Raw genomic sequence first — 24,520 nt, 5'->3', positions numbered from 1 at the left:
ACAAATTTTAAGTATTTTACACGGCAAAGCTATCAGGGGGCTTTCCTCTGGTTGCCATAACTCCGAGCTCACTATGCTAAGTCTAAGGATAGGCGTTTTGAGCCAGTGACATACTGTCACAAGGGCATAATTGGAAATGATTATGCCTCCCGTGTTTGGAAAGGTGTTCCGTGGCGCAACAATTCGAAGACAAATTTCATCGTAAGTTCTATTACTTGCGTCTGTCTGTGACCGACGTTTGTAATTTTAAATGTACCTATTGCCTTCCTGACGGCTACAAGCCATCGGGCAATAAAAACTCGTCTTTTTTATCTCTACCAGAGATCAATCGTGTCGTAAGAGCGTTTGCAGATTGTGGTACCTCAAAGGTACGCATCACTGGTGGTGAGCCGAGTTTACGCAAAGACTTTACTGACATTATCCACTCTGTCGCAACCACGCCGGGTATCAAAAAAGTCGCAACAACGACAAACGGTTACCGCATGGCGAAGCACGTTGCTGACTGGCGTGAAGCTGGCTTGACCAACATCAACGTAAGCGTGGATAGTTTAGACCCTCGCATGTTCCATCAAATCACGGGTGAAAATAAGTTCACTGAAGTGATGAATGGTATCGAACGCGCGTTTGAAGTGGGTTACGAGCAAGTCAAAGTTAACGTGGTACTAATGAAAGACCTCAACCACAACGAACTGCCCGCATTCCTTAACTGGATTAAAGATCGTCCAATTCAACTGCGTTTTATCGAATTAATGCAGACTGGTGAAATGGATGATTTGTTTGCGAAACGCCATGTTTCTGGTGTTGCTATTCGAAATCAATTAATTGCTAACGGTTGGTTACTCAAAGTTCGTTCTCATAATGATGGCCCTGCACAAGTGTTTGTTCATCCGGACTATAAGGGCGAAATCGGTCTTATCATGCCTTATGAAAAAGACTTCTGTGAGAGCTGTAACCGACTTCGCGTCTCTGCTAAAGGTAAACTGCACCTGTGTCTGTTCGGCGATCATGGCGTAGAGTTACGGGACCTATTAGAACGTGATGACCAAGAAAATGAATTGATTGAGCGTATTCAAGCCCAGCTGCAAACAAAATCGGTCAGTCACTTCTTGCATGACGGCAATACGGGTATGACGCCACATCTTGCGTCTATCGGCGGTTAAATTCAGATTTTACATTGGGAGCTGACGTGGCTTCCGATGACTTTCCAGAATCGATACTTTGCGTATCAAAATCAAATTAAAGAATAGGTGAACAAATGGGTCACGCTGAAAGCAAATTTCAACCTGCAAACATTGCCGTTCTAACGGTATCTGACACGCGTACAGAAGAAAACGATACTTCAGGCGGCTATCTAGTTGAGCACGCAAAGGAAGCGGGTCATAACGTTGTTGATAAACAAATCGTTATCGATGATATGTACAAGATTCGTGCAATCGTTTCTCAATGGATTGCTGACGAAAACGTACAAGCAATTATGATCACTGGCGGTACAGGTTTTACTTCACGTGATAGTACTCCAGAAGCGCTTAAGCCACTATTTGACAAAGAAGTGGAAGGCTTTGGTGAATTGTTCCGTCAGGTGTCTTACGAAGAGATTGGTACATCAACCATTCAATCTCGCGCCATTGCGGGCTTTGCTAACCACACTGTTATCTTTGCAATGCCTGGTTCTACAGGTGCATGCCGCACGGGTTGGACGAAGATCATCAAGCAGCAGTTAGACGCGAGTCACCGCCCTTGTAACTTCATGCCACACCTATCTGTATAACCTTTCCTAAAAGCGAAGGAACAACAATGACCCAATTTACACATATCAATGCGTCTGGCGAAGCTAACATGGTCGACGTGTCTGCAAAAGCGGAAACCGTTCGTGAAGCGCGCGCAGAAGCATTTGTACACATGGCGCCAGAAACACTGCAACTGATTGTTTCAGGCCAACACCACAAAGGTGATGTGTTTGCAACCGCGCGTATTGCTGGTATTCAAGCGGCAAAGAAAACATGGGACCTGATCCCACTTTGCCACCCTTTATTGCTTTCTAAAGTTGAAGTCCAGCTAGAAGCGATTGAAGCGGAGAATAAAGTACGTATCGAATCAGTATGTAAGCTGGCGGGTAAGACAGGCGTGGAAATGGAAGCGCTTACTGCCGCTTCTGTTGCTGCACTGACAATTTATGATATGTGTAAAGCGGTGCAAAAAGACATGGTTATCGAGCAAGTCCGCTTATTAGAGAAAACGGGTGGCAAATCTGGGCATTTCAAGGCGGAATCATGATTAGAGTACTTTTCTTTGCTCAAACACGAGAGTTAGTTGGTATCGATGGTCTTGAGCTCGAAGGCGCGTTTGATAACGTTGAAGCGATTCGTGCACATTTAGTGGATGCTGGTGTAAATAAAGAGGGTAAATGGGACCTTGCGCTTGAGCCGGGTAAACTGCTTGCCGCAGTAAACCAGTCTATTGTTCCGCTAGACGCAGAAGTGAAGTCAGGTGACGAAGTTGCCTTCTTCCCACCAGTAACAGGGGGCTAAAATGGATCCTCGCGTTTCAGTGCAAGCTGAAGACTTCTCTGTTGATCAAGAATACCAGCGTCTATCAGAAGGGACAGCCTCTGGTGCTGTGGTCACTTTCATCGGTAAAGTTCGTGATATGAACTTAGGTGATAATGTCATTGGCCTTCATTTAGAACATTATCCTGGCATGACAGAGAAAAGCCTGATCGATATCTGTGACGAAGCCGAATCGCGTTGGCCGTTATTGGGCATCCGTGTAATTCATCGTGTTGGCGATCTCGACACTGGTGATCAAATCGTTTTTGTTGGTGTTTCTAGTGCCCATCGAGGTGCTGCCTTTGATGCTTGTGAGTTTGTTATGGACTATTTAAAGACCAAAGCACCTTTCTGGAAAAAAGAACGCACGACCAGTGAAAATCGCTGGATCGAGTCACGTGATACGGACCATCAAGCAGCGCAACGCTGGGAGAAGTAGAACTCTTATTTGTTCTACAGCTTAATCCTAAAAGGTCAGATGTATAGAGCAGCTGGCCTTTTTTCTTTTTTACTCTGCCAAGTTATCTCCAATCCAATTCTCCAGCGTGCGTAAAAGCCGTGTATTCCTCCATTTTTGCTCCCGGTGACCTTGTTCACAATAAAAAATATCAAACAAGATATATGCAATTATTAATTAGACTCAATATGTCATAAATGTTAATTTTTGTTCATATATCTAGCATAAGATGCTATCAAAGAGTTTGATTTTAGAGTTATCGAAAGTTTAAGCTGCCAAATGGATGCTTGAATCCTTATTTCGCTAGGCAATACTTTTTGATTAGTATTTATTGCTAAATATGAGCACTAATTACAGAATTATTAGTTTTTTTGCTACATTTTTATGGCAAATTACTTTGAGGATTGCTAATGTGTGCCGCAGTCTTTGTAAGGTTTTAGACGTTTATGCTCAAAAAGTGCACTAAAAAGTTCTAAAATGCTGACCGTTCCAGTCCCTTGCAAAGAAGTCATGGATGCTAATGAAAAACTTGGAGTTTTACGCATGTATAAGAACAAAATCACTAAAGCCCTTCTTCTAGGTGCTGGTTTGGCAGTGGCTGCCACTTCAACTACCGCTTTCTCTGCTGATGTTCCAGCAGGCACTAAACTTGCTGACAAACAAGAACTCGTTCGTGGTAACGGTACTGAAGTTGCGACAATTGACCCGCATAAATCTCAAGGTGTTCCTGAATCTCATGTGATTCGTGATCTTCTTGAAGGCTTAGTGAATCAAAATGCAGATGGCGATACTATCCCAGGTGTTGCAGAAAGTTGGGAAACGACAGACAACAAAACGTTTACTTTCCACTTACGCAAAGATGCAAAATGGTCTAACGGCGACCCTGTAACAGCGCAAGATTTCGTATACAGCTGGCAGCGTGCTGTCGATCCAGCAACGGCTTCGCCTTACTCTTGGTACATGGAATACACCAAGATGAAAAATGCGAAAGACATCGTTGCAGGTAAAAAAGACAAGAGCGAGCTGGGTGTTAAAGCGACTGATGATCACACGCTTGTCGTTGAGCTAGACACTGCGGTTCCTTACTTCGTAATGATGGCTGGCCACACAACAATGAAGCCAGTGCACAAAGCAACAGTCGAAAAGTTTGGCGACCAATGGACAAAACCTGAAAACTTCGTAGGTAACGGTGCATACGTCGTAAACAAGTGGGTAGTGAACGAGCGTCTTGAACTTGTACGTAACGAACAGTACTGGGATAACGATAAGACCGTTATCAACAAAGTTACGTACCTTCCAATCGAGAACGGCGTTGCTGAAATGAACCGTTTCCTATCTGGTGAAATCGACTTCACGTCTAAACTGCCAACTGAGCACTTTAAGCGTTTGAAGAAAGAATACCCAGAGTCAGTATCGGTTGAAGGTAGCCTATGTACTTACTACTACTCATTCAATACGAAGAAAGAACCATTTAACGATGTTCGTGTACGTAAGGCGATCTCTTACGCGATTGACCGTAACATCGTAGCAAACGCAATTCTTGGCCAAGGCCAGAAGCCTGCTTACTTCCTAACGCCTGAAATTACAGCGCACTTCAACCCTGAGCTACCAGCTTACGGTAAGATGACGCAAAAAGAGCGTAACGAAGAAGCGGCACGTCTACTTGCAGAAGCGGGCTACGGCAAAGACAACCCTCTTAAATTCTCTCTTCTATACAACACAGATGAGAACCACAAGAAACTGGCGGTAGCGCTAGGTTCAATGTGGAAGAAAACTCTAGGTCTAGACGTAACGCTAGAAAACCAAGAGTGGAAAACATACCTATCTACTAAAGACCAAGGTGATTTCGAAGTAGCACGCGCAGGTTGGTGTGGTGACTACAACGAAGCATCTTCATTCCTAACCCTTATGGTTAGCTCGAACACTACGGGTGGTCAGCACTGGGGTAATAAAGAGTACGATGCTCTGATCGACAAAGCGATTAAATCGACTTCAGAAGAAGAGCGTACCAAAATTTACCTAGAAGCTGAGCAGCTAATGGCGAAAGATATGCCTATCGCGCCTATCTACCAGTACGTTCGTTCTCGTCTACTAAATCCGCATGTTGGTGGTTTCCCAGCAAATAACGCGGAAGAAAAGATCTACTCAAAAGATCTTTACATCAAAGCAGACTAATAAAGTCGCTTCAAGACTATAAGAAAAAGGCCCACACGTCCTAATCACTGGACGTGCGGTGCCTATCATCAAAATTTTTAACTGTCACAGACTGAAAGAGTGAGTTTATGCTTAAATTCATCGCAAAAAGGATATTTGAGGCGATCCCAACTATGTTGGTTTTGATCACCGTATCTTTCTTTCTCATGCGTTTCGCACCGGGTAACCCATTCTCGAGCGAGCGTCCATTACCGCCAGAAGTTATGGCGAACATCGAAGCTAAATACGGCCTAGATAAGCCAGTATTTGAGCAATATACGACTTATCTGACCAACGTTCTCCAAGGTGACTTTGGTCCTTCATTTAAATACTTAGACTACACAGTAAACGAACTGATCTCGGTTGCTCTTCCTGTGTCAGCAAAGGTAGGTTTCATTGCCTTTATCTTTACTGTCATTCTTGGGGTAAGCATAGGGACGATCGCAGCCCTCAAACAAAATACTTGGGTGGATTATGTGATCATGTCGACCGCCATGCTCGGGGTGGTTATGCCCTCATTTGTATTGGCGCCCGCTTTAATCTATCTGTTCTCGTTGCACTGGAACTTATTCCCTGCTGGCGGTTGGAATGATGGCGGATGGCAATACCTCGTACTCCCAGTTATCGGTATGTCACTGCTCTATGTCGCGACGTTCGCTCGTATCACCCGTGGTTCGATGATAGAAACGTTGAACAGTAACTTTATTCGTACAGCACGTGCGAAAGGTCTAAGCTACCGTTACATCGTTATCAAACACGCGCTAAAACCAGCACTACTTCCTGTTGTGTCATATATGGGGCCTGCCTTCGTAGGTATCATCACAGGTTCGGTTGTTATCGAGACCATCTTTGGTCTACCTGGTATCGGCAAGTTATTCGTCAATGCTGCTTTCAACCGTGACTACTCGCTAGTAATGGGGGTAACCATCCTGATTGGTTTCCTATTCATTCTATTCAACGCCATCGTTGATATTCTACTAGCAATGATTGACCCGAAAATTCGCTACTAACAGGGAAGTATGGTTATGTTAACGAAAAAAGAGAATCTTGAAGCGGTCGAGAAATTTGCAGAGAATCTGGAAGTTGAAGGCCGTAGTTTGTGGCAAGACGCCCGTATCCGCTTTATGCGTAACAAAGCGGCAATGGTGAGCTTGTTCATTCTTACATTGATGACACTGGCGGTAATCTTTTTACCAATGATTGCCCCTTACACATTTGATGACACTGACTGGTATGCGATGCACGTCGGTCCAAGTGCTGAACACTGGTTTGGCACGGACAGCTTAGGCCGTGACCTTTATGTGCGTACGCTGATTGGCGGTCGTATCTCTCTAATGGTTGGTGTTCTAGGTGCATTGGTTGCGGTTGTGATTGGTACGCTTTACGGTGCGGCTTCTGGTTTCATCGGCGGTAAAGTTGACCGTATCATGATGCGTATTCTTGAAATCCTGTACGCGGTTCCGTTCATGTTCCTAGTTATCGTACTGGTAACATTTTTCGGTCGTAATATTGTTCTTATCTTCGTCGCTATCGGTGCTATTGCGTGGCTAGATATGGCTCGTATCGTACGTGGTCAAACGCTAAGTCTACGTAGTAAAGAGTTTATTGAAGCGGCACATGTTTGTGGTGTGAGCAATTGGAAAATCATCACTCGCCATATCGTTCCAAACGTACTGGGTATTGTCGCGGTTTACTCGACACTGCTTATCCCAAGCATGATTCTGACAGAATCATTCCTTTCATTCCTTGGTCTTGGTGTTCAAGAACCGATGACAAGTTGGGGCGCACTTCTACAAGAAGGTTCGCAAACAATGGAAGTAGCAATCTGGCAGCTGGCGTTCCCAGCAGCGTTCATGGTTGTGACTCTATTCTGCTTCAACTACGTCGGTGATGGCCTGCGCGATGCGCTGGATCCAAAAGACAGATAATTAAAAATAGAAAGAATAAAGGAAGCAATGATGAGTTTATTAGATGTCAAAGATCTGCGCGTAGAATTTACCACTCAAGATGGTATCGTGACCGCAGTAAACGATTTGAACTTCTCTCTAAACCAAGGTGAAACCCTAGGTATCGTAGGTGAGTCGGGTTCAGGTAAATCACAAACCGTATTCGCTATCATGGGTTTGCTAGCGAAGAACGGTATCATTTCTGGTAGCGCGAAGTTTGAAGGAAACGAGATCCTTAATCTGCCAGAAAAAGCACTGAACAAGGTTCGTGCAGAACAGATCGCGATGATCTTCCAAGACCCAATGACGTCCCTTAACCCATACATGAAAGTTAGTGATCAGCTTATGGAAGTTCTGATGCTGCACAAAGGTATGGGCAAGGCTGAAGCGTTCGAAGAATCTGTTCGCATGCTTGAAGCGGTAAAAATTCCAGAAGCTCGCAAGCGTATCACTATGTACCCACACGAGTTTTCAGGCGGTATGCGTCAGCGTGTAATGATCGCAATGGCGCTACTGTGTCGTCCAAAACTGCTTATTGCGGATGAGCCAACAACGGCATTGGACGTTACGGTTCAAGCGCAGATCATGGATCTGCTGAACGAACTGAAATCTGAGTTCAACACTGCAATCATCATGATCACGCACGATCTTGGTGTTGTTGCAGGTTCATGTGACAAAGTACTGGTGATGTACGCAGGTCGTACCATGGAGTACGGCACTGTGAACGAAATCTTCTACAACCCAAGCCACCCGTATGCGGAAGGTCTGTTAAAAGCGATTCCTCGTCTAGATACAGAAGGCGAGATCCTGCCAACAATTCCAGGTAACCCGCCAAACTTACTGCGTCTGCCACCTGGCTGCCCTTACCAAGAGCGTTGCCACCGCGTGATGGGTCGTTGTAAACGCGAAGCACCAATCTTGACACCATTTGGTGATGGTCGTCAGCGTGCATGTTTTTCTGAATGGGAGGCTTGGAGCAAATGAGTACAGATAAAAAACTAATTCTGGATGTGTCTGATCTGAAAGTTCACTTCAGCATTGCATCGAAATCAGCGTGGCCGTGGTCAAAGCCTTCGAGCCTAAAAGCGGTAGACGGCGTAAATGTTCGTCTGTACGAAGGCGAGACTCTTGGTGTAGTAGGTGAGTCTGGTTGTGGTAAGTCTACGTTTGCTCGCGCGATCATTGGTCTTGTTGAAGCTACCGACGGTGAAGTGGTTTGGTTGGGTCAAGACCTGACGAAAATGAAAGACGTTCAACGCCGCGAAACGCGTAAAGAAATCCAAATGATTTTCCAAGATCCTTTGGCTTCTTTGAACCCGCGAATGACAGTGGGCGACATCATCGCTGAGCCGCTAGAGACATTCTACCCAGAACTGACTAAGCAAGAAGTGAAAGACCGCGTTAAAGAGATGATGGCGAAGGTAGGTCTATTACCTAACGTGATCAACCGTTACCCACATGAATTCTCAGGCGGTCAGTGTCAGCGTATCGGTATTGCTCGTGCTCTTATCCTAAAGCCTAAGATGATCATTTGTGACGAGCCAGTATCGGCGCTTGATGTATCGATTCAGGCTCAGGTAGTTAACCTACTGAAAGAGCTACAAAAAGAGCTTGGTCTTTCTTTGGTATTTATCGCGCACGATTTGTCCGTTGTAAAGCACATCTCTGATCGTGTACTGGTTATGTATCTTGGTAATGCGGTTGAGCTCGGTGAATCAGAGGCTTTATTTGCCGATCCAAAGCACCCATACACTCGTGCCTTGATGTCAGCGGTTCCAATTCCTGATCCGGAGTTAGAGCGCAACAAAAAGATTCAAATGCTAGAAGGGGACTTACCGTCACCTATTAGCCCACCATCGGGTTGTGTTTTCCGCACTCGTTGCCCACAAGCGACGGATGAGTGCTCGAAGACTAAACCAAATATCCAAGGCTCTGATGTTCACGCAGTTTCCTGTTTGAACGTAGCGATATAATCTAATTCAGCCTGTGACGGGCTTAAGCGCGGCTCCTTTTATAGGGTCGCGCTTTTTTTATGCCTACGATTTTTGTTGGTTTAAGTTCATTCGAAATTCTTGAACAAGATGTACTAAGTGAACGGATTCTAAGCTCAGTATGAATCGCTAATATAGTAGAAGACAAGATATGAGGAGAGCAGTTATGGGTAAGTTAGTTGAAGGCGTTTGGCAAGACGTATGGTATGACACTAAATCAAGCAGTGGTAAGTTCGTTCGTGAAGATGCGGGTTTTCGCCAGTGGGTAAAGAATAAACCGGATGCAACATTCCAACCTGAGTCAGGCCGTTACCACCTTTATGTTTCGCTTGCTTGTCCGTGGGCACATCGCACATTGATCTTCCGCAAACTCAAAGGTTTGGAAAAACACATAGACGTCACGGTCGTTTGCCCAGATATGCTAAGTGAAGGCTGGCAAATGGGGTTGCCAGAGCCACTGTTTGGCCATACTCGAATGCACCAAATCTACACTCAAGCCAAGTCTGATTACACAGGTCGCGTTACTGTTCCGGTTTTATGGGATAAAAAGACCAACACCATCGTGTCGAATGAATCGTCTGAAATCATCCGAATGTTTAACACCGAGTTTAACGATTTAACGGGGAACAAAGATGACTACTACCCGGAGCAACTTCAAAGTGTTATCGACCAGTGGAACGACTATATTTATCCTAACGTGAATAACGGTGTTTACCGTTGTGGGTTTGCGACAACGCAAGAGGCGTACGAAGAGGCGTTTGATTCATTGTTCGCAGCACTGGATAAAATTGATGCTCATCTTGCGACGCATCGCTACCTAGCGGGCAACAAAATCACCGAAGCCGACTGGCGCTTGTTTACGACTCTTGTTCGCTTTGACGCAGTATACGTAGGCCATTTCAAATGTAATAAACAACGCATTGCCGACTACGCAAACATTCAAGGCTATTTGAAAGAGCTATACCAAGTAGAAGGTGTGGCAGAAACTACAGACTTCTACCACATTAAGCGTCACTACTATTTCAGTCATACGGGTATCAACCCTACGCAAGTGGTACCAAAAGGCCCGGCGATAGATTTGGATTCGCTCCATGGTCGGGACCTAATTTAAAATTTAAGCTCTCCGAGAAACGCGCCATTTGATTTGGCGCGTTTTCTTTTTCTCAATATCTTCCCACCGTCACACCTTATTCCTTATGAACACATAAACTGATGATATAACAACCGATCTTGGACTTAGGTGGGGTATGGACGTCAATGAGTTTGTCAGTGGTGAGCATCTAATTTGGAATCTGTTTATTGCCCTGTTATTAGGCGCAATTGTCGGAACCCAACGCGGTTGGGTAATGCGTAACAGTGTTGAAGGCAGTCGAGTTGCGGGGATTCGCACTTTCTCTTTGGTGGGGCTACTTGGCGGCCTGATCGGTATTCTTGCTAAGATCTACACGCCTTTGTTACTTGGCTTTGCTCTTATTGCTTTGGTTATTCTTGCTTGTATTGCATTTGTGATTCAGCAAAAAAAGAGTGAGGATATCAGCATTACAGGTGTGGTCAGTTTAGTGATTACGTTTGTACTCGGCAGTTTAGCTGTTTCTGGTGAGGCCGTTCTTGCAGCAGCGGCGGCAGTTATCACTGCAGTTGTGCTGGACAATAAGAAAGAGCTTCATCAAGCGTTGCAGCGTTTACAAGAATATGAGTTGGATGCGGCTTTGCGTCTTCTGCTTATTTCCATCGTTTTATTGCCTCTTCTACCTAACCAAGCGTACGGTCCTTGGAAGGCACTGAATCCTTATGAGATTTGGTGGATGGTGGTGCTGATCGCCAGTATTTCATTTGTCGGTTATTTCGCGATTAAGATCGGCGGAGCGAAGCGGGGCATATTGTTTACGTCTGTCTTTGCTGGCTTAAGTTCTTCTACCGCACTTACGTTGCAGTTCTCTCATCTTTCACGTGAGCAGGAAGGTATCAGCCCTCTGCTCGCAAGCGGAATCTTGTTGAGTTGCGGCACTATGTTTCCTCGCTTGTTGATTGTCTTATCTGTTCTCAATCCTCAATTAGTCAGTCTGTTATGGCCGATTGTCTTGGTCATGATGATTGCACTTTATTTGCCGGCTTGGTGGATATGGCGTCGCAGTGAAGTCGAGAAAATAGAGCAATCAAACAAACAGACTAACCCGTTGGCCCTTCAATCGGCACTGTTCTTTGGTGTTGTGTTGGCGATCATTATATTGTTATCTCATGCGCTTTCAGATTGGTTTGGTAGTGCGGGTATCTTAGTTCTATCTGCGGTGTCAGGGATTACGGATGTTGATGCCATTTCACTGACTTTAGGGCGTCAAAGTACTCAGTCATTGGCGATAGAGGTTGCTGTGCTCGGGATATTTATCGCGGCGTCAGTGAATACCATTGTAAAGATGGGGATGGTACTCATGATAGGTGCTCGTCAACTGTGGGCTAAGGTTGTTCCACCTATGTTGAGTGCGGTTTGTTTGGGTGGGCTTGTCTATTTGGCGGTTTAGAACAAATAACCGTCTGATGCAAAAACAATTTATTAGGTCGCGAGCTAGGTTCCAATCTGTACTTATCAATCAAGTAAAACTCATTCCTTTTTCTATACTGATTCACCAAGTGCTGGGCTTTCGTTCCAAGCGCTAGGAATCTGAACAAGGAAGAAACGATATGATTACTGTATTTCCAGGAGTGGTCGAAGGGACGGGCTTTAAATGGAAAACCGTGGAACAACCTATCACTAAATATAACGACGCTGTGGCCTATTTACGTCAATCTAGTGCGGCGGCAGCACTATTAGATTTTCTTTCGGGAGGCGAAGAGGTCACGTTGCTTTGTACAACTGATACTACCAGCAGCTTTTTTCCTGCAGAAATCGTAAAACAAGCAGGCTGCAATGTTCGCGGCAGTTTAGTGACTTGGAATCCTTTTGATAGCTTGAATGTAAACGACATTAAGCGCAATAAACCCGTTGGACGCAGTCGTGTGCCAAATAACAATGTATCTAGAGGGACGCAGTCACCAGCGGTTGGGCTTATTCATGAGTTTGGCCACGCGCGTCAATACATGTTGAAACGAGATTGGTTCATGACGCACTATCGCGCTGCCTCAAGTGGTAGCGATAGCGATCGGCTCATCATAGAAAATGATAACTTGCTTACCGTGGAGTCCGTCGTTGCTCGCCAGCTCAATGAAGGTGTGCGTTGGAAGTATAGGGACATCGGATCGAGTAATACGAATTTGAACGTGCAGTATCAATTGAATCGTCCAATGGACCCGATTCTCGTATAGCAACATGAAATAAAAAACCTCGCCGTGGCGAGGTTTTTTCATTCAGAAAGGTGCGGTTAATTAGTTAACTGCTTTTTCTTTTGCTTGGTCAGCTTGATCTGCCTGAATCGCAGTTAGAGCAACTGTGTATACGATATCGTCTACTAGTGCACCGCGAGATAGATCGTTTACTGGCTTACGCATACCTTGCAGCATTGGACCGATAGAAACTAGGTCTGCTGAACGTTGTACCGCTTTGTAAGTCGTGTTACCAGTGTTTAGGTCTGGGAATACGAATACTGTCGCTTTACCTGCAACTGGAGAGTTTGGTGCTTTAGAAGCAGCAACGTTTTCCATGATAGCCGCGTCGTACTGTAGAGGACCGTCGATTACTAGATCTGGACGTTTCTCTTGAGCAAGTTTTGTTGCTTCACGAACTTTATCTACGTCTGCACCCTTACCAGATTCACCAGTAGAGTAAGAGATCATAGCAACGCGAGGGTCGATACCGAATGCCGCTGCAGAATCAGCAGATTGGATAGCGATTTCAGCAAGCTGTTCCGCTGTTGGATCTGGGTTGATCGCACAGTCACCGTAAACCAGTACTTGGTCAGGTAGCAGCATGAAGAATACAGAAGATACGATAGACGCATCAGGTGCAGTCTTGATGATTTGGAACGGAGGTACGATAGTGTTCGCTGTGGTGTGAACCGCACCAGAAACTAGACCGTCAACTTCGTCGTTCTCAAGCATCATAGTGCCTAGGAATACTGAATCTTGTAGCTTCTCACGAGCAACAACTTCAGTCATGCCTTTCGCGCCACGTAGCTCAACTAGACGAGCAACGTAGTTTTCACGAACTTCATCAGAGTTGATGATCGTTACGCCAGCACCTAGTGTTACACCTTGCTGCTCAGCAACGCGACGGATTTCGTCTGGGTTACCTAGAAGCACACATTCTGCAATGCCGCGCTCAGCACAGATCGCTGCAGCTTTCACTGTACGTGGCTCGTCACCTTCAGGAAGAACGATACGCTTGCCTGCTTTACGAGCGAATTCAGTTAGCTGGTAACGGAATGCTGGTGGGCTTAGACGACGAGACTTCTGAGTGCCCTCAGTCATAGACTCGATCCAGTTACCGTCGATGTGACCCGCAACGTGTTCGTTGATGAACTCGATACGCTCTTTATCGTCAGCAGGAACTTCGATGCTGAAGCTCTGTAGGTTTAGAGAAGTCTGCCAAGTGTTACCTTGTGCTTTGAAGATCGGCAGACCTGTTTCGAATGCTGGCTTACATAGACCAGAAATCTCTTCAGGGATGTCGTAACCGCCAGTCAACAGAATAGCACCGATATCAACGCCGTTCATTGCCGCAAGCGCTGCTGCAACGATAACGTCTGGACGATCTGCTGAAGTAACAAGTAGAGAACCTGGTTTGAAGTGCTCAATCATGTTTGGCAGAGAACGTGCACAGAAAGTGATGCTCTTAATACGACGAGTCGCAATGTCACCTTCGTTGATGATGTCAGCATTTAGGTGCTGAGCCATATCAATAGCACGAGTAGCGATCAGATCGATGCTCCATGGCACACAACCTAGTACACGAATTGGAGAAGTGTTGAAGATTTCCATCACTTTCATTTCGTTTTGCTTCGCGCTGTCTGCATCGTCAAAGATTTCAGATAGGTCAGGGCGAGTACGGCCAGCTTCGTCAACAGGTGCGTTTAGCTTGTTGATGATAACGCCAGAGATGTTCTTGTTCTTAGTACCACCGAAGTTAGAACATGCTACTTCGATGCGCTCTTTAAGTTGAGCTGGGTTATCGGTACCTGGAGTTGCAACAAGAACGATTTCCGCACCTAGAGTTGCTGCGATTTCCGCGTTCACTTGGTTAGCGAATGGGTGCTTACGAGTTGGTACTAGACCTTCGATAAGCGTCACGTCTGCGTCTTTGTTGATTTGGTTGTAACGTTCAACAACCGTTTCTAGCAGCTCGTCCATGTTGTCGTTACCGATTAGGCTTTCTGCAACAGACATCGCTAGAGGTTGACCGATCTTCATATCGCTGTTGTAACCAACGATTGTTGAAGTTAGATCAGGTTGATCGCCGCCAGAACGTGGCTGTGAAATTGGTTTGTAGAAAGAAACCTTAACGCCTTTGCGCTCCATAGCGCGAAGAACACCCATGCTTACGCTAGTTAGACCAACACCAGCACTTGCAGGGATAAGCATAATAGTACGAGACATTCGTAGAGTACCTTTAGCTATTGGGGGATAAAAGCTCAACTCTTATTCCATGAGGTTCAGAGAATAGGAGTTGAGCCCCTAAGAAATTCGTTTGGAAGAAAAACTGGCTAGCCGAGGGCTAGCCAGTTCATTCTATTAAAGACCTGCTAGGCGTGCAGTGTCTTCAGCAATTACTAGCTCTTCGTTAGTAGAGATAACCATTGCTGGGATACGGCTGTTTGCTGTAGTGATAGTACCTTCGCCGCCGAAACGAGCTTTAAGGTTAGCTTCACCATCAACTTCGATACCGAAGATACCTAGACGGTTTAGAACCATTTCACGGATAGGGCCAGAGTTCTCGCCGATACCACCAGTGAAAGTGATTGCGTCTAGACGACCTTCCATAGAAGCCGTGTAACCTGCTACGTATTTAGCTAGACGGTGACAGAACACGTCCATTGCACGAGTTGCTTCTTCTTTCTCACCGTAGTTGTCTTCGACGAAACGACAGTCAGAAGTCACTTCAGTTAGACCTTGTAGGCCAGACTCTTTAGTTAGCATGTTGTTGATTTCTTCAACAGAGTAACCTAGAGCGTCGTGTAGGTGGAATACGATAGCTGGGTCGATGTCACCACAACGAGTACCCATTACTAGACCTTCAAGAGGAGTAAGACCCATAGAAGTATCTACAGATTGACCGTTCTTGATCGCACAAACAGATGCACCGTTACCTAGGTGACAGTTGATGATGTTAACTTCTTCAACTGGCTTGTTTAGTAGACCTGCAACTTCACGAGTGATGAATAGGTGTGAAGTACCGTGCATGCCGTAACGACGGATACCGTGTTCTTTGTATAGTTTGTAAGGAAGAGCGTATAGGAAAGACTCTTCAGGCATAGTTTGGTGGAACGCAGTGTCAAATACAGCAACGTTTTGAAGCTCTGGGAAGTTGTGCTTAGCAGCTTCGATACCGATGATGTGCGCTGGGTTGTGAAGCGGTGCGAAAGTCGCAGCGTCTTGAATACCCTTAAGTACTTCGTCAGTGATCAGTGCAGATTGAGTGAACTGTTCGCCACCGTGAACGATACGGTGACCGATAGCGCCTAGGTTAGCTTTAAGCTCTGGCTTAGAAGCAAGAATAGTTTCAACCATGAACGCTAGTGCTTCTTCGTGTGCTGCACCGTTGCCTAGTTGAGCTTCGTGTTTACCATCAAGTTTCCACTTGATACGTGCTTCAGGAAGGTGAAGACATTCAGCAAGACCTGATAGGTGCTCTGCACCTGTTTCTGCATCAACAACAGCAAATTTAAGAGAAGAACTACCGCAGTTTAAAACTAAAACTAGCTTAGACATGTGTGACTACCTGTTATTCGTCTGATCAAAATCAGTTAAAGGATGAAAAATTAATCACAAGAATAGACGATACCATCGAGGGTGCGTACTAATCTTGGTCAAAAATCGTTCTAATTCCGTATAAAAGAATAGTGATGAACCCATCCATCACTATGATGCGATCCGTGCAGATAGGAATCTCAAGTTGCTTAAATTGTAAATAACGGCAACAATGAGATTGAGGGTCTGCAAAGGATAGCGATAATAGGCAATGATAACAAAAAAATTTTGAAAGAATATTAACTTTCATCAATTTTTTGCGCCTTCAGTTGAAATGTTCAACTATTTTTTAGTGAGAGAGTGGTATGAGTAATAAAGTCGGATTGTTCCATAGCCTGAAAGATGGCCAAAACTACATGGAGATCTGGCCGGTTCGTAAAGAGCTGACCGCCATTTTTCCCGAACAACGCATTATCAAAGCAACGCGTTTCGGCATTAAAGTGATGCCGGCAGTAGCGGCGATCAGTGTTCTCACTCAAATGGCTTTTAACAATTACAATGCGTTACCGCAAGCCATTGTCGTCGCATTATTTGCCATCAGCATGCCTTTACAAGGGATGTGGTGGTTAGGCAGTCGTTCTAACACCAAATTGCCGCCAGCACTTGCGTCTTGGTACCGAGAACTGCATCAAAAGATCACTGAGACAGGCTTTGCACTTGAGCCAGCAAAAGCAAAACCAAGATACAAAGAATTGGCGATTATCTTGAACAGAGCTTTCCGTCAGTTAGATAAAACTGCGCTGGAGCGCTGGTTCTAATCTCGACAACAACAACCCTCAAGTCAATGTTATGAAAATGGAGTGAGCCTTTGTCACTCCATTTCTGTCTGTTCTACATTTCTCCATCCCACCGTTTTCTGTGCTGTCAAAACTATCTTTATAGCGGCGTCGCGATCACAAATGTTACTTTGTTGTTAAATCTTACTTTTATTTACCGAGAGTTAGCGTTAATAATGAAAATGAGATGCACAAAAAGTGCACAAAAAACACGACATCCCATCTTCTGAATAACCATGCTGGCATCATAATTTTTACGAACGCTCGTGGTACAAGGATGAAGAGACATCAAGGAGTAATGATGAGAACAAAACGTTTACTAGCCACCGCCATTTTAGCTGCTACGGCGACTTTTTCTTCCGCTAGCGTGTTTGCCAACACCGCAACCGTAGCGGTGTCCCAAATCGTTGAGCATCCAGCGTTAGATGCTACCCGACAAGGCTTATTAGACGGTCTAAAAGCCAAAGGTTACGAAGAGGGCAAAAACCTCGAGTTTGATTATAAAACTGCCCAAGGTAACCCCGCGATTGCCGTACAGATCGCTCGCCAATACGTCGGTGAGAATCCAGACGTTTTAGTGGGTATTGCAACGCCCTCTGCTCAAGCTCTGGTTTCAGCGACACGTTCAATTCCTGTGGTATTTACTGCGGTAACGGATCCGGTGGGCGCAAAGCTTGTGAAATCCATGCATCAGCCGGGGAAAAACGTCACTGGCCTTTCTGACTTATCACCTGTGGCACAGCATGTTGCTTTGATTCAAGAAATACTCCCAGCCGCTAAAACCATTGGTGTGGTTTACAATCCAGGAGAAGCAAACGCGGTGACGCTGGTACAACTGCTAAAAGAAAGTGCAGCAGCAAATGGATTAGAAGTCGTGGAAGCGACAGCATTGAAGAGTGCGGATGTTCAATCGGCGACGCAAGCCATTGCCGCTAAGTCGGATGTGCTTTATGCGCCAACAGACAACACAGTCGCAAGTGCGATAGAAGGGATGATTGTTGCGGCGAATCAGGCGAAAAAGCCAGTGTTTGGTGGTGCAACGTCTTACGTCGAAAAAGGTGCCATTGCCAGCCTCGGGTTTGACTACTATCAGGTAGGTGTGCAAACCGCGGATTATGTTGCTGCGATATTAGAAGGTAAAGAACCGGGTGAGCTAGATGTCAAAGTTGCGACGGGCTCTGACTTAGTGGTGAATGAAGGTGCTGCGACCAAACTCGGTATCCAGTTACCTAGCGCTGTAGTGAAACGTGCAACTAGCATGCAATAAGAGTCCTTATTAGGTCGGTAAAATGCTGACCTGATTTATGCAGAGGGAGCAGTTATGTCTGCATTTGCTTTTTTTGGTGCGCTTGAGATCGGCTTGATTTATGGCTTGGTTGCATTAGGCGTTTACCTAACTTTTCGTGTTCTCGACTTTCCCGACTTAAGTGTTGATGGCAGCTTTCCAATGGGGGCTGCCGTGGCTGCAACTGCGATTGTTGCGGGCATCAATCCTTGGATTGCCACCGGAATGGCTGTCATTGCTGGTGGGATGACAGGGTGGGTAACGGCTTTTCTAGCGGTTCGATGTGGCATTCTTCACCTATTAGCTTCCATCCTTACCATGATTGCGGCGTTCTCTATCAATATTCGCATCATGGGCAAGCCCAATATGGCCCTTCTAGGTGAAGACACCATTCTTACCCCGTTTGAAGCCATAGGGGACTCTATGTACATCCGGCCGTTAGTTGTCGGTGTACTGGTCTTGTTCTCTGCTTGGTTTGTGGTGCGTTTACTGAACAGTGATTTTGGCCTTGGTTTAAGGGCTACAGGCGTCAATGCGCGTATGGTTGCAGCGCAAGGAGCCAGTACAGGGTTTTACACCTACTTTGGCTTGGCGCTATCTAACGGTTTTGTTGGCTTTGCTGGGGCCTTGTTTGCTCAGACCAATAGCTTTGCTGATGTGACCTCTGGTGTCGGTACGATAGTGGTTGGTCTTGCGGCAGTGATTCTTGGCCAGACACTCATTCCAGGTCGCAAAATATGGGTGGCGGTATGTGCGGTCATTATTGGCTCGGTTTTATACCGACTTGCTGTCGCGTTTGCTCTGAGCTCTGGCATGTTTGGCTTACAGGCTTCCGACCTGAATCTCGTTACGGCGGTGCTTGTAGCTGTAGCTCTAATTGCACCAAAGCTAAAACAAAAAATGAAAGCCAAACAACGCGTTAATGACGCCAAACAAACGGCATCTAAAAATGGTTCAGGGGAGGCGCTATGATTGAGTTAAGTAATATTCAAGTAACTTTTAACCCCGGAACGATTTTGGAAAACCGAGCGTTAAAAGGCGTATCTCTGGATGTGCCTGAGCACCAGTTCCTCACTGTGATTGGGTCTAACGGTGCGGGAAAGTCGACTCTGCTTGGTGCGGTGACTGGTGAAACACCGATGATTGGTGGGCAAGTCATTATCAACGGGCAAGACGTAACACGAAAGAGTGTGGACCAACGTGCTACGCAGTGTGCGAGAGTTTTCCAGGATCCTTTAGCAGGGACTTGTGGGGACTTATCCATCGAGGAGAATATGGCTCTAGCGTACATGCGCGGTAAGCGTCGTGGTTGGGGAATGGCGATTTCTTCCAAACGACGTAAACTTTTCCAGGAGAGAATCAGTATTCTTGGTTTGGGTTTAGAGGACCGGCTAGGAGACAGTATTGGTCTGTTGTCTGGCGGCCAACGTCAAGCCGTGAGTTTGGTCATGGCAACACTATCAGACAGTAAGCTGTTGTTGTTAGATGAGCATACTGCTGCGTTAGATCCGCGCATGGCGGCTTTTGTTATCGATCTAACCAAGCGTATCGTCAGCGAGTTCAATCTCACAGTGATGATGGTGACGCACTCAATGAAAGACGCGCTGGCTTGTGGTGACAGAACGGTCATGCTGCACCAAGGTGAGATTGTTCTTGATGTCGCAGGTGAGCAACGTGCCAATATGCAAGTTCCGGATCTCCTAGAGATGTTCTCAAAGGTGCGAGGAGAGGAATTAGCGGACGACAGTTTATTGTTGAACTAATCTAAGCAAACACAGAACTACGCCTACCAAACGTGATCCTCCTTGAGAAATAACCTAAATGGTCGTTTTAAAAGGAGGATTTTTCGGTAAATACTCTTAATTAAAATAGTGGAATATTCCAATACTAAGAGCACTTGCCATGACCCTTCCATTTATCTTCCATAGCCAAACTGATGATGGCCTCACTTTTGATGGCGATTTGCTAACCGTCATCCTGAAAACCGAGAACACTGATTTTGATAGCGTGCACGTTCGTTGTGAACCGGATAATGAAGAATACCTGATTAGCATGTCACGCAGCGGAGAAGCTGGTGAGCTTACTCTCTGGAAAGCTCAGTTTGCGTCAAATAAAGATCGTGATGTGACTCACTATGTCTTCAAACTGCTCAAAGGCAAGCAGCAGTTTTGGCTCGATGGCAGAGGTGTACATAAACGTATGCCGCCCAAAGAGTTTCACTTCAAACTCAACACTCAATCTCAACCGCCAAGTTGGGTACAAGAGCAGGTCTTTTACCAAATTTTCCCGGACCGTTTTGCCTCAAGTCGTTCTGAGCAAGTCACCCAAGATGATTATGCTGCCTATGACCCAGACGCACTGGTTAAGTCATGGGGAGACCCTGTTGGTTCTCATAAAAATACGGGTGCGCGCGAGTTCTTTGGTGGCGACTTAAAAGGCGTAGAGAAAAAACTGGATTACTTGGCCGAACTTGGTGTAACAGCACTTTACTTCAACCCAGTTTTCACAGCGCCAAGCAACCATAAATACGACACCACAGACTACTTCAAGATTGATCCAATGTTTGGCTCGAATGAGCAGTTTGCGCAGTTGTGTGAGCAAATTCGTGGTAAGCAGATGAAGATTGTTTTGGATGCGGTGTTTAACCACACATCAGTTCATCACCCTTGGTTTGATCTTAAACAAGAAGGCCAAGGGGCTTATGGGAATCCAAATTCTGACTTTCGTGATTACTACTTCTTCGAGGGACAAACCAACAATTACATTGGATGGAAAGGTATTGGCAATCTACCGGTTCTGAACTTTGAGAATGAACAAGTTCGTGACCATATCTACCAAGGTGAAGAGTCGGTCATCAAATATTGGCTTAAACCGCCTTATGCTGTCGACGGTTGGCGCTTCGATGTGATTCATATGTTAGGTGAGGGCGATGGCGCAAAGAACAACGCACACTATGTGGAAGCTTTTCGCAAGGCCACAAAAGAGGTCAATCCCGATGCCTATGTGTTAGGGGAGCATTTCTTTGAAGCGACACAATGGCTTCAGGGGGGACAAGAAGATGGCGCGATGAATTATTACGGCTTTGCTCATCCGGTTCGCGCTTTGATTGCAAAACAAGACATCATGTATGACCCAATTGATATTGATGTTATGGAGTTTAAAGAGTGGATAGATGAAGCTCGGGCTAAAATCCCATTTGCAAACCAACTCTCTCAACTTAATCAGTTAGATAGCCATGATACTGCCCGTTTTCTGACGCTTTTGAATGGCGATGAAGAAAAAATGCGAGTGGCATTGTTATTGTTAATGACTTATGTCGGTACTCCATGCCTTTACTATGGTAGCGAAGTGGGGTTAGGAGGGAGTTTAGATCCGGACAATAGACGTTGCTTCCCTTGGGAGGAATTAGATGGTTCTCAGTGGTTTCCTTTCTATCAGCTATTAATTGTAATTCGTAATAAATACAAGTCATTACAGTCAGGGAGTATACAATGGTTACACTGTGATGAAAGCACAATGGTGTATGCCAGACAGTGGAAAGAAGAAACAATAGTTGTGGCATTTAACTTAAGCGAATACGACAAAATTGTTAATTTACCTTTATGGCAACTTGGCTTAAATGCAAAGCACTTGCATCAATTATTAGACAATGGTGAAGTTATCGATGCGCAACGTCATTTTTCTGTCAATATCCCAGCAATGAACTGCAAATTATGGCAGTTGGAGTGACACGTTAGCTCAGATTTATTAAAATTTATGAATACATAAATGAAAAACTATAAATAGCCCTTTGGTAACTTACGTTGTTGAGGGCAAATAATAACTGAAACAATGGTGTTTAATGGGTAATAAAAGGCGATTTAGCCTCAAGTTTGTCATCTTCTTCCCGCTATTTTTGTTTATCGCAGTCATGATCGTGACTGCGAAGAACTATTACGATGCAATGAATCGCTACATTACGTTGGAATACGCGCAGATTGATCGCGCGCTGAACCGAGCGATTAAAGTACTTACCGCTTTAGACTACAGCTTTGTTAATTACTCAAATCCAGCCCATCCTTTGTTTCAAGAACACAACCATATGATAAGAAATGGCATGTGTTACGTATGGCCTATCGATGTATTGCTCTTAGAAAATAAACATTCGGGAGGTTTACCTGCGGTCGAACTGGATTACATGATTGTTGGTCAAAAAGAATTATGTGAGCAAGGTTCTGCTCTGTTTAATTTGGCAGAAAAGAAAGCGGGTTTTGCGCCGTCTTTGTCGTTCCTGCATGACATTGAATCGCACATTATAGGTATCCACTATATCGACCAGCGTGGCTACGTTATCTCATCACCAGACACCTATGCAGAGAACTTTTCCCAAGAGCTATGGAATACGCTAAAAGCGCGACCATTTTGGCAAAAGACAGCTCAAGAAACCGTAAAAGTCACCATGTCTGGCCCTGCGCCGATGCTGGCACGTCGTGATGGTCAAGTTATCAGCTTAACAGTGCCGATTTATGAGAAGGCTGTTCATCAAGGGGTTCTATCCATTGATTTTGATGTCGATGCACTCCTCAAGACCAATGAGAATCTCGCGGGTAAGCTGCATATTATTTCTAACGTCACGCCGATACCTCAAAACGCAATGCGAATTCAACCTGTGGAGCACGACCGTTTAAGTGCTAACCACAGTATTTTTTATGAATACAAGCTTTGGGATGAATTTAAAAACCTGATTGCGTTTGAGAAATACAGTGTGGCTGTGGCTTTCTTTATTTACGTTTTGAGTACAGTGGCGTTGTTCCTAGTGAATACACAAACAGAGCGCCGTTACTTCAAGGAATTGGCCGCTAAAGACCCCATGACAGGACTATTAAATCGCCGCGGTATTCAAGCGGTGTGGCGAAACAAAATGACCAAAAAGCACGTTGCTTTAGCAGTGTTTGATATTGATGATTTTAAGGCGATTAACGATACTTATGGTCATGATGTAGGTGATGATGCGATTCGCTTAGTCGCCAAATGCATTCGAGATAACATTCGACATTCTGATGTTGCGTCACGCTTTGGTGGAGAAGAGTTCGTCTTGGCTATCTATGATGAAGACTTCGACAGCATGCTAAGAATTTTAGAGCGTGTAAGAAAAGCAATTGCCAAACACTCCATTAAAATCGTCGACGGAGGCTTTACGGTTTCGGGTGGGGTTGAATTTAAGTCTGCGGCTCAATTGGAAGGTTTTGATGAGCTGTTTAAGCTTGCTGATGAAAAGCTTTATGAAGCGAAAAGTACAGGTAAGAACAAAATCTGTTATTAAGCGACTTAAGCAATTTATTGTTGGAAATTAGACATAAAAAAGGGCGAATTCATCGCCCTTTTTTAATGTCGGTAGGTTAAGCGACGCGCGCGTGCAATTCATCTCGATAGCGTTGAATGTACTCGACAATAGGGGCGGCTTTGTTAAACGTACGGATTTCTCGGAACAGTTCTTTCGCTTCTGGATACGCTTGTCGCAGATAAGAGAACCATTGTTTTACGCGGTTCGGGTAGTACAAGCCTTTGTCGCCCTTCATTTCAAACTGTGAGTAGTAAATCAATAGATCAACCACTTCTGACCAAGGCATAGGCTGGTGGTTGTGTTTAACCATGTTTCCAAGGTTAGGAATGTTGAATGCACCTCGGCATACCATCAAAGAATCAACTCCTGTGGTCGCAATGCAACGTTGACCATCTTCATAATTCCAGATTTCGCCGTTAGCGATTAATGGGATATCGAAACGCTCACGAATCTTCGTAATGTATTCCCACTTAATTTCAGAAGCTTTGTATCCGCCTTCTTTGGTACGAGCATGAACCGTGAGCTCATTCGCTCCAGCTGTTTGAATTGCGTCTACAATCTCAAAACAGTCTTCAGGGTTCTCCCAGCCAAGGCGAATCTTTGCGGTCACTGGAATATCATTAGGCACGGCATCGCGACATGCTTTAACCACATTATGGATGAGTTCAGGGTGCTGTAACAAGGCTGCACCACCTTTACTCTTGTTCACCAACTTTGCTGGGCAGCCAAAGTTCAAATCAATACCGCGCGCGCCAAGCTCCGCTGCTTTTATCGCGTTTTCAGCCATCCAGTTTGGTTCTTGCCCGAGTAGTTGGACATGGACAGGTACACCAGATGCAGTTTGAGAGTCTTGCAGAAGTTCAGGGCATAAGCGATGGAAAACATGATCTGGAAGAAGCTGATCGATCACGCGAACAAACTCTGTCACACAAAGATCATAGTCGTTTATTTCAGTCAGGATTTGACGCATCAAATGGTCCAAAACCCCTTCCATCGGGCCTAATACAACTCGCATAGTTTGCCTAATACAGTTTGGTGAGAAAAAGGAGGGCGATTGTAGCGATGTGAGTGAAGTTTGTCATTAAAAGAGTCATCCGCTTGGAGTG

Annotated in this window: 22 protein-coding genes and 1 riboswitch; of the genes, 19 read left to right on the top strand and 3 right to left on the bottom strand. The window is 45.2% G+C overall.

Annotated elements, in window-relative coordinates:
- Positions 1-48: 48 nt before the first annotated feature.
- Positions 49-182, top strand: a riboswitch (molybdenum cofactor riboswitch).
- The 13 genes from moaA to L1076_RS06510 all read left to right on the top strand — a co-directional run bounded on the left by moaA (position 171) and on the right by L1076_RS06510 (position 12,433).
- The gene (gene moaA, locus L1076_RS06570; RefSeq protein ID WP_237303398.1) at positions 171-1,160 is read left to right on the top strand and encodes a GTP 3',8-cyclase MoaA; all 990 of its coding nucleotides are present in this window, start codon (positions 171-173) and stop codon (positions 1,158-1,160) included. (Overlaps the previous riboswitch by 12 nt.)
- Positions 1,161-1,255: 95 nt before the next feature.
- Positions 1,256-1,768, top strand: coding sequence for a molybdenum cofactor biosynthesis protein B (gene moaB, locus L1076_RS06565; RefSeq protein ID WP_038869350.1), 513 nt, complete (start codon positions 1,256-1,258; stop codon positions 1,766-1,768).
- A gap of 26 nt (positions 1,769-1,794) precedes the next feature.
- Positions 1,795-2,274, top strand: a complete 480-nt coding sequence (moaC, locus tag L1076_RS06560) for a cyclic pyranopterin monophosphate synthase MoaC (RefSeq protein WP_038869352.1) — start codon at positions 1,795-1,797, stop codon at positions 2,272-2,274.
- Positions 2,271-2,528, top strand: coding sequence for a molybdopterin synthase sulfur carrier subunit (gene moaD, locus L1076_RS06555; RefSeq protein ID WP_038869356.1), 258 nt, complete (start codon positions 2,271-2,273; stop codon positions 2,526-2,528). Before moaC ends, moaD begins: the two co-directional genes overlap by 4 nt.
- Position 2,529: 1 nt before the next feature.
- On the top strand, positions 2,530-2,985 hold the full coding sequence (gene moaE, locus L1076_RS06550) for a molybdopterin synthase catalytic subunit MoaE (protein WP_038881598.1): 456 nt from the start codon (positions 2,530-2,532) through the stop codon (positions 2,983-2,985).
- A gap of 561 nt (positions 2,986-3,546) precedes the next feature.
- Entirely contained in the window at positions 3,547-5,178 is a 1,632-nt protein-coding gene (locus tag L1076_RS06545) for an ABC transporter substrate-binding protein (protein ID WP_038869516.1), read from the top strand.
- Positions 5,179-5,285: 107 nt separating this feature from the next.
- Positions 5,286-6,206 carry an oligopeptide ABC transporter permease OppB gene (gene oppB / locus L1076_RS06540; RefSeq protein WP_038869362.1) on the top strand — a complete coding sequence of 307 codons (921 nt, stop codon included), beginning with the start codon at positions 5,286-5,288 and terminating at the stop codon, positions 6,204-6,206.
- A 15-nt stretch (positions 6,207-6,221) separates the two neighbouring features.
- Entirely contained in the window at positions 6,222-7,124 is a 903-nt protein-coding gene (oppC, locus tag L1076_RS06535; protein WP_038869373.1) for an oligopeptide ABC transporter permease OppC, read from the top strand.
- A 30-nt stretch (positions 7,125-7,154) separates the two neighbouring features.
- Positions 7,155-8,126 carry an ABC transporter ATP-binding protein gene (locus L1076_RS06530; RefSeq protein ID WP_237303549.1) on the top strand — a complete coding sequence of 324 codons (972 nt, stop codon included), beginning with the start codon at positions 7,155-7,157 and terminating at the stop codon, positions 8,124-8,126.
- Positions 8,123-9,115 (top strand): murein tripeptide/oligopeptide ABC transporter ATP binding protein OppF, encoded by a 993-nt coding sequence (gene oppF, locus L1076_RS06525; RefSeq protein ID WP_275424151.1) that lies wholly within the window; start codon positions 8,123-8,125, stop codon positions 9,113-9,115. The genes L1076_RS06530 and oppF overlap by 4 nt, the downstream gene beginning before the upstream one ends.
- A 184-nt stretch (positions 9,116-9,299) precedes the next feature.
- Positions 9,300-10,244: a glutathione S-transferase family protein gene (locus tag L1076_RS06520; protein ID WP_038869397.1), complete on the top strand. Its 945-nt coding sequence runs from the start codon at positions 9,300-9,302 to the stop codon at positions 10,242-10,244.
- Positions 10,245-10,380: 136 nt separating this feature from the next.
- On the top strand, positions 10,381-11,652 hold the full coding sequence (locus L1076_RS06515; protein WP_237303397.1) for an MgtC/SapB family protein: 1,272 nt from the start codon (positions 10,381-10,383) through the stop codon (positions 11,650-11,652).
- 214 nt (positions 11,653-11,866) lie between these two features.
- Positions 11,867-12,433, top strand: a complete 567-nt coding sequence (locus L1076_RS06510) for a hypothetical protein (RefSeq protein WP_237303396.1) — start codon at positions 11,867-11,869, stop codon at positions 12,431-12,433.
- Between the two features lie 60 nt (positions 12,434-12,493).
- On the opposite strand, the gene pta is transcribed toward L1076_RS06510, so the two are convergent.
- Positions 12,494-14,659: a phosphate acetyltransferase gene (gene pta, locus L1076_RS06505; protein WP_038869401.1), complete on the bottom strand. Its 2,166-nt coding sequence runs from the start codon at positions 14,657-14,659 to the stop codon at positions 12,494-12,496.
- Positions 14,660-14,794: 135 nt separating this feature from the next.
- Complete coding sequence (locus L1076_RS06500) at positions 14,795-15,991, bottom strand: acetate kinase (RefSeq protein WP_038869402.1); 1,197 nt, start codon at positions 15,989-15,991, stop codon at positions 14,795-14,797.
- 344 nt (positions 15,992-16,335) lie between these two features.
- On the opposite strand from L1076_RS06500, the gene yfbV reads away from it, so the two are divergent.
- The 6 genes from yfbV (at position 16,336) to L1076_RS06470 (ending at position 23,393) form a co-directional block, all read left to right on the top strand.
- The gene (yfbV, locus tag L1076_RS06495; RefSeq protein WP_038869403.1) at positions 16,336-16,788 is read left to right on the top strand and encodes a terminus macrodomain insulation protein YfbV; all 453 of its coding nucleotides are present in this window, start codon (positions 16,336-16,338) and stop codon (positions 16,786-16,788) included.
- Between the two features lie 319 nt (positions 16,789-17,107).
- Positions 17,108-18,073 (top strand): ABC transporter substrate-binding protein, encoded by a 966-nt coding sequence (locus tag L1076_RS06490; protein ID WP_038869404.1) that lies wholly within the window; start codon positions 17,108-17,110, stop codon positions 18,071-18,073.
- Positions 18,074-18,127: 54 nt separating this feature from the next.
- On the top strand, positions 18,128-19,063 hold the full coding sequence (locus tag L1076_RS06485; protein WP_038881609.1) for an ABC transporter permease: 936 nt from the start codon (positions 18,128-18,130) through the stop codon (positions 19,061-19,063).
- Positions 19,060-19,854: an ABC transporter ATP-binding protein gene (locus L1076_RS06480; protein ID WP_038869408.1), complete on the top strand. Its 795-nt coding sequence runs from the start codon at positions 19,060-19,062 to the stop codon at positions 19,852-19,854. The genes L1076_RS06485 and L1076_RS06480 overlap by 4 nt, the downstream gene beginning before the upstream one ends.
- Before the next feature lie 139 nt (positions 19,855-19,993).
- Positions 19,994-21,820: a maltodextrin glucosidase gene (gene malZ / locus L1076_RS06475; RefSeq protein ID WP_237303395.1), complete on the top strand. Its 1,827-nt coding sequence runs from the start codon at positions 19,994-19,996 to the stop codon at positions 21,818-21,820.
- A 112-nt stretch (positions 21,821-21,932) separates the two neighbouring features.
- Entirely contained in the window at positions 21,933-23,393 is a 1,461-nt protein-coding gene (locus L1076_RS06470) for a GGDEF domain-containing protein (protein ID WP_038869413.1), read from the top strand.
- 76 nt (positions 23,394-23,469) lie between these two features.
- Here L1076_RS06470 and dusC read toward each other — a convergent pair whose 3' ends face one another.
- Positions 23,470-24,429: a tRNA dihydrouridine(16) synthase DusC gene (gene dusC / locus L1076_RS06465; protein ID WP_237303394.1), complete on the bottom strand. Its 960-nt coding sequence runs from the start codon at positions 24,427-24,429 to the stop codon at positions 23,470-23,472.
- Positions 24,430-24,520: the final 91 nt, after the last annotated feature.

It is taken from the genome of Vibrio sp. MMG023, from assembly GCF_021654215.1.
In the GTDB taxonomy this organism is placed as follows: Bacteria; Pseudomonadota; Gammaproteobacteria; order Enterobacterales; family Vibrionaceae; genus Vibrio; species Vibrio jasicida.
This window is presented reverse-complemented; position numbering and strand designations above follow the sequence as displayed.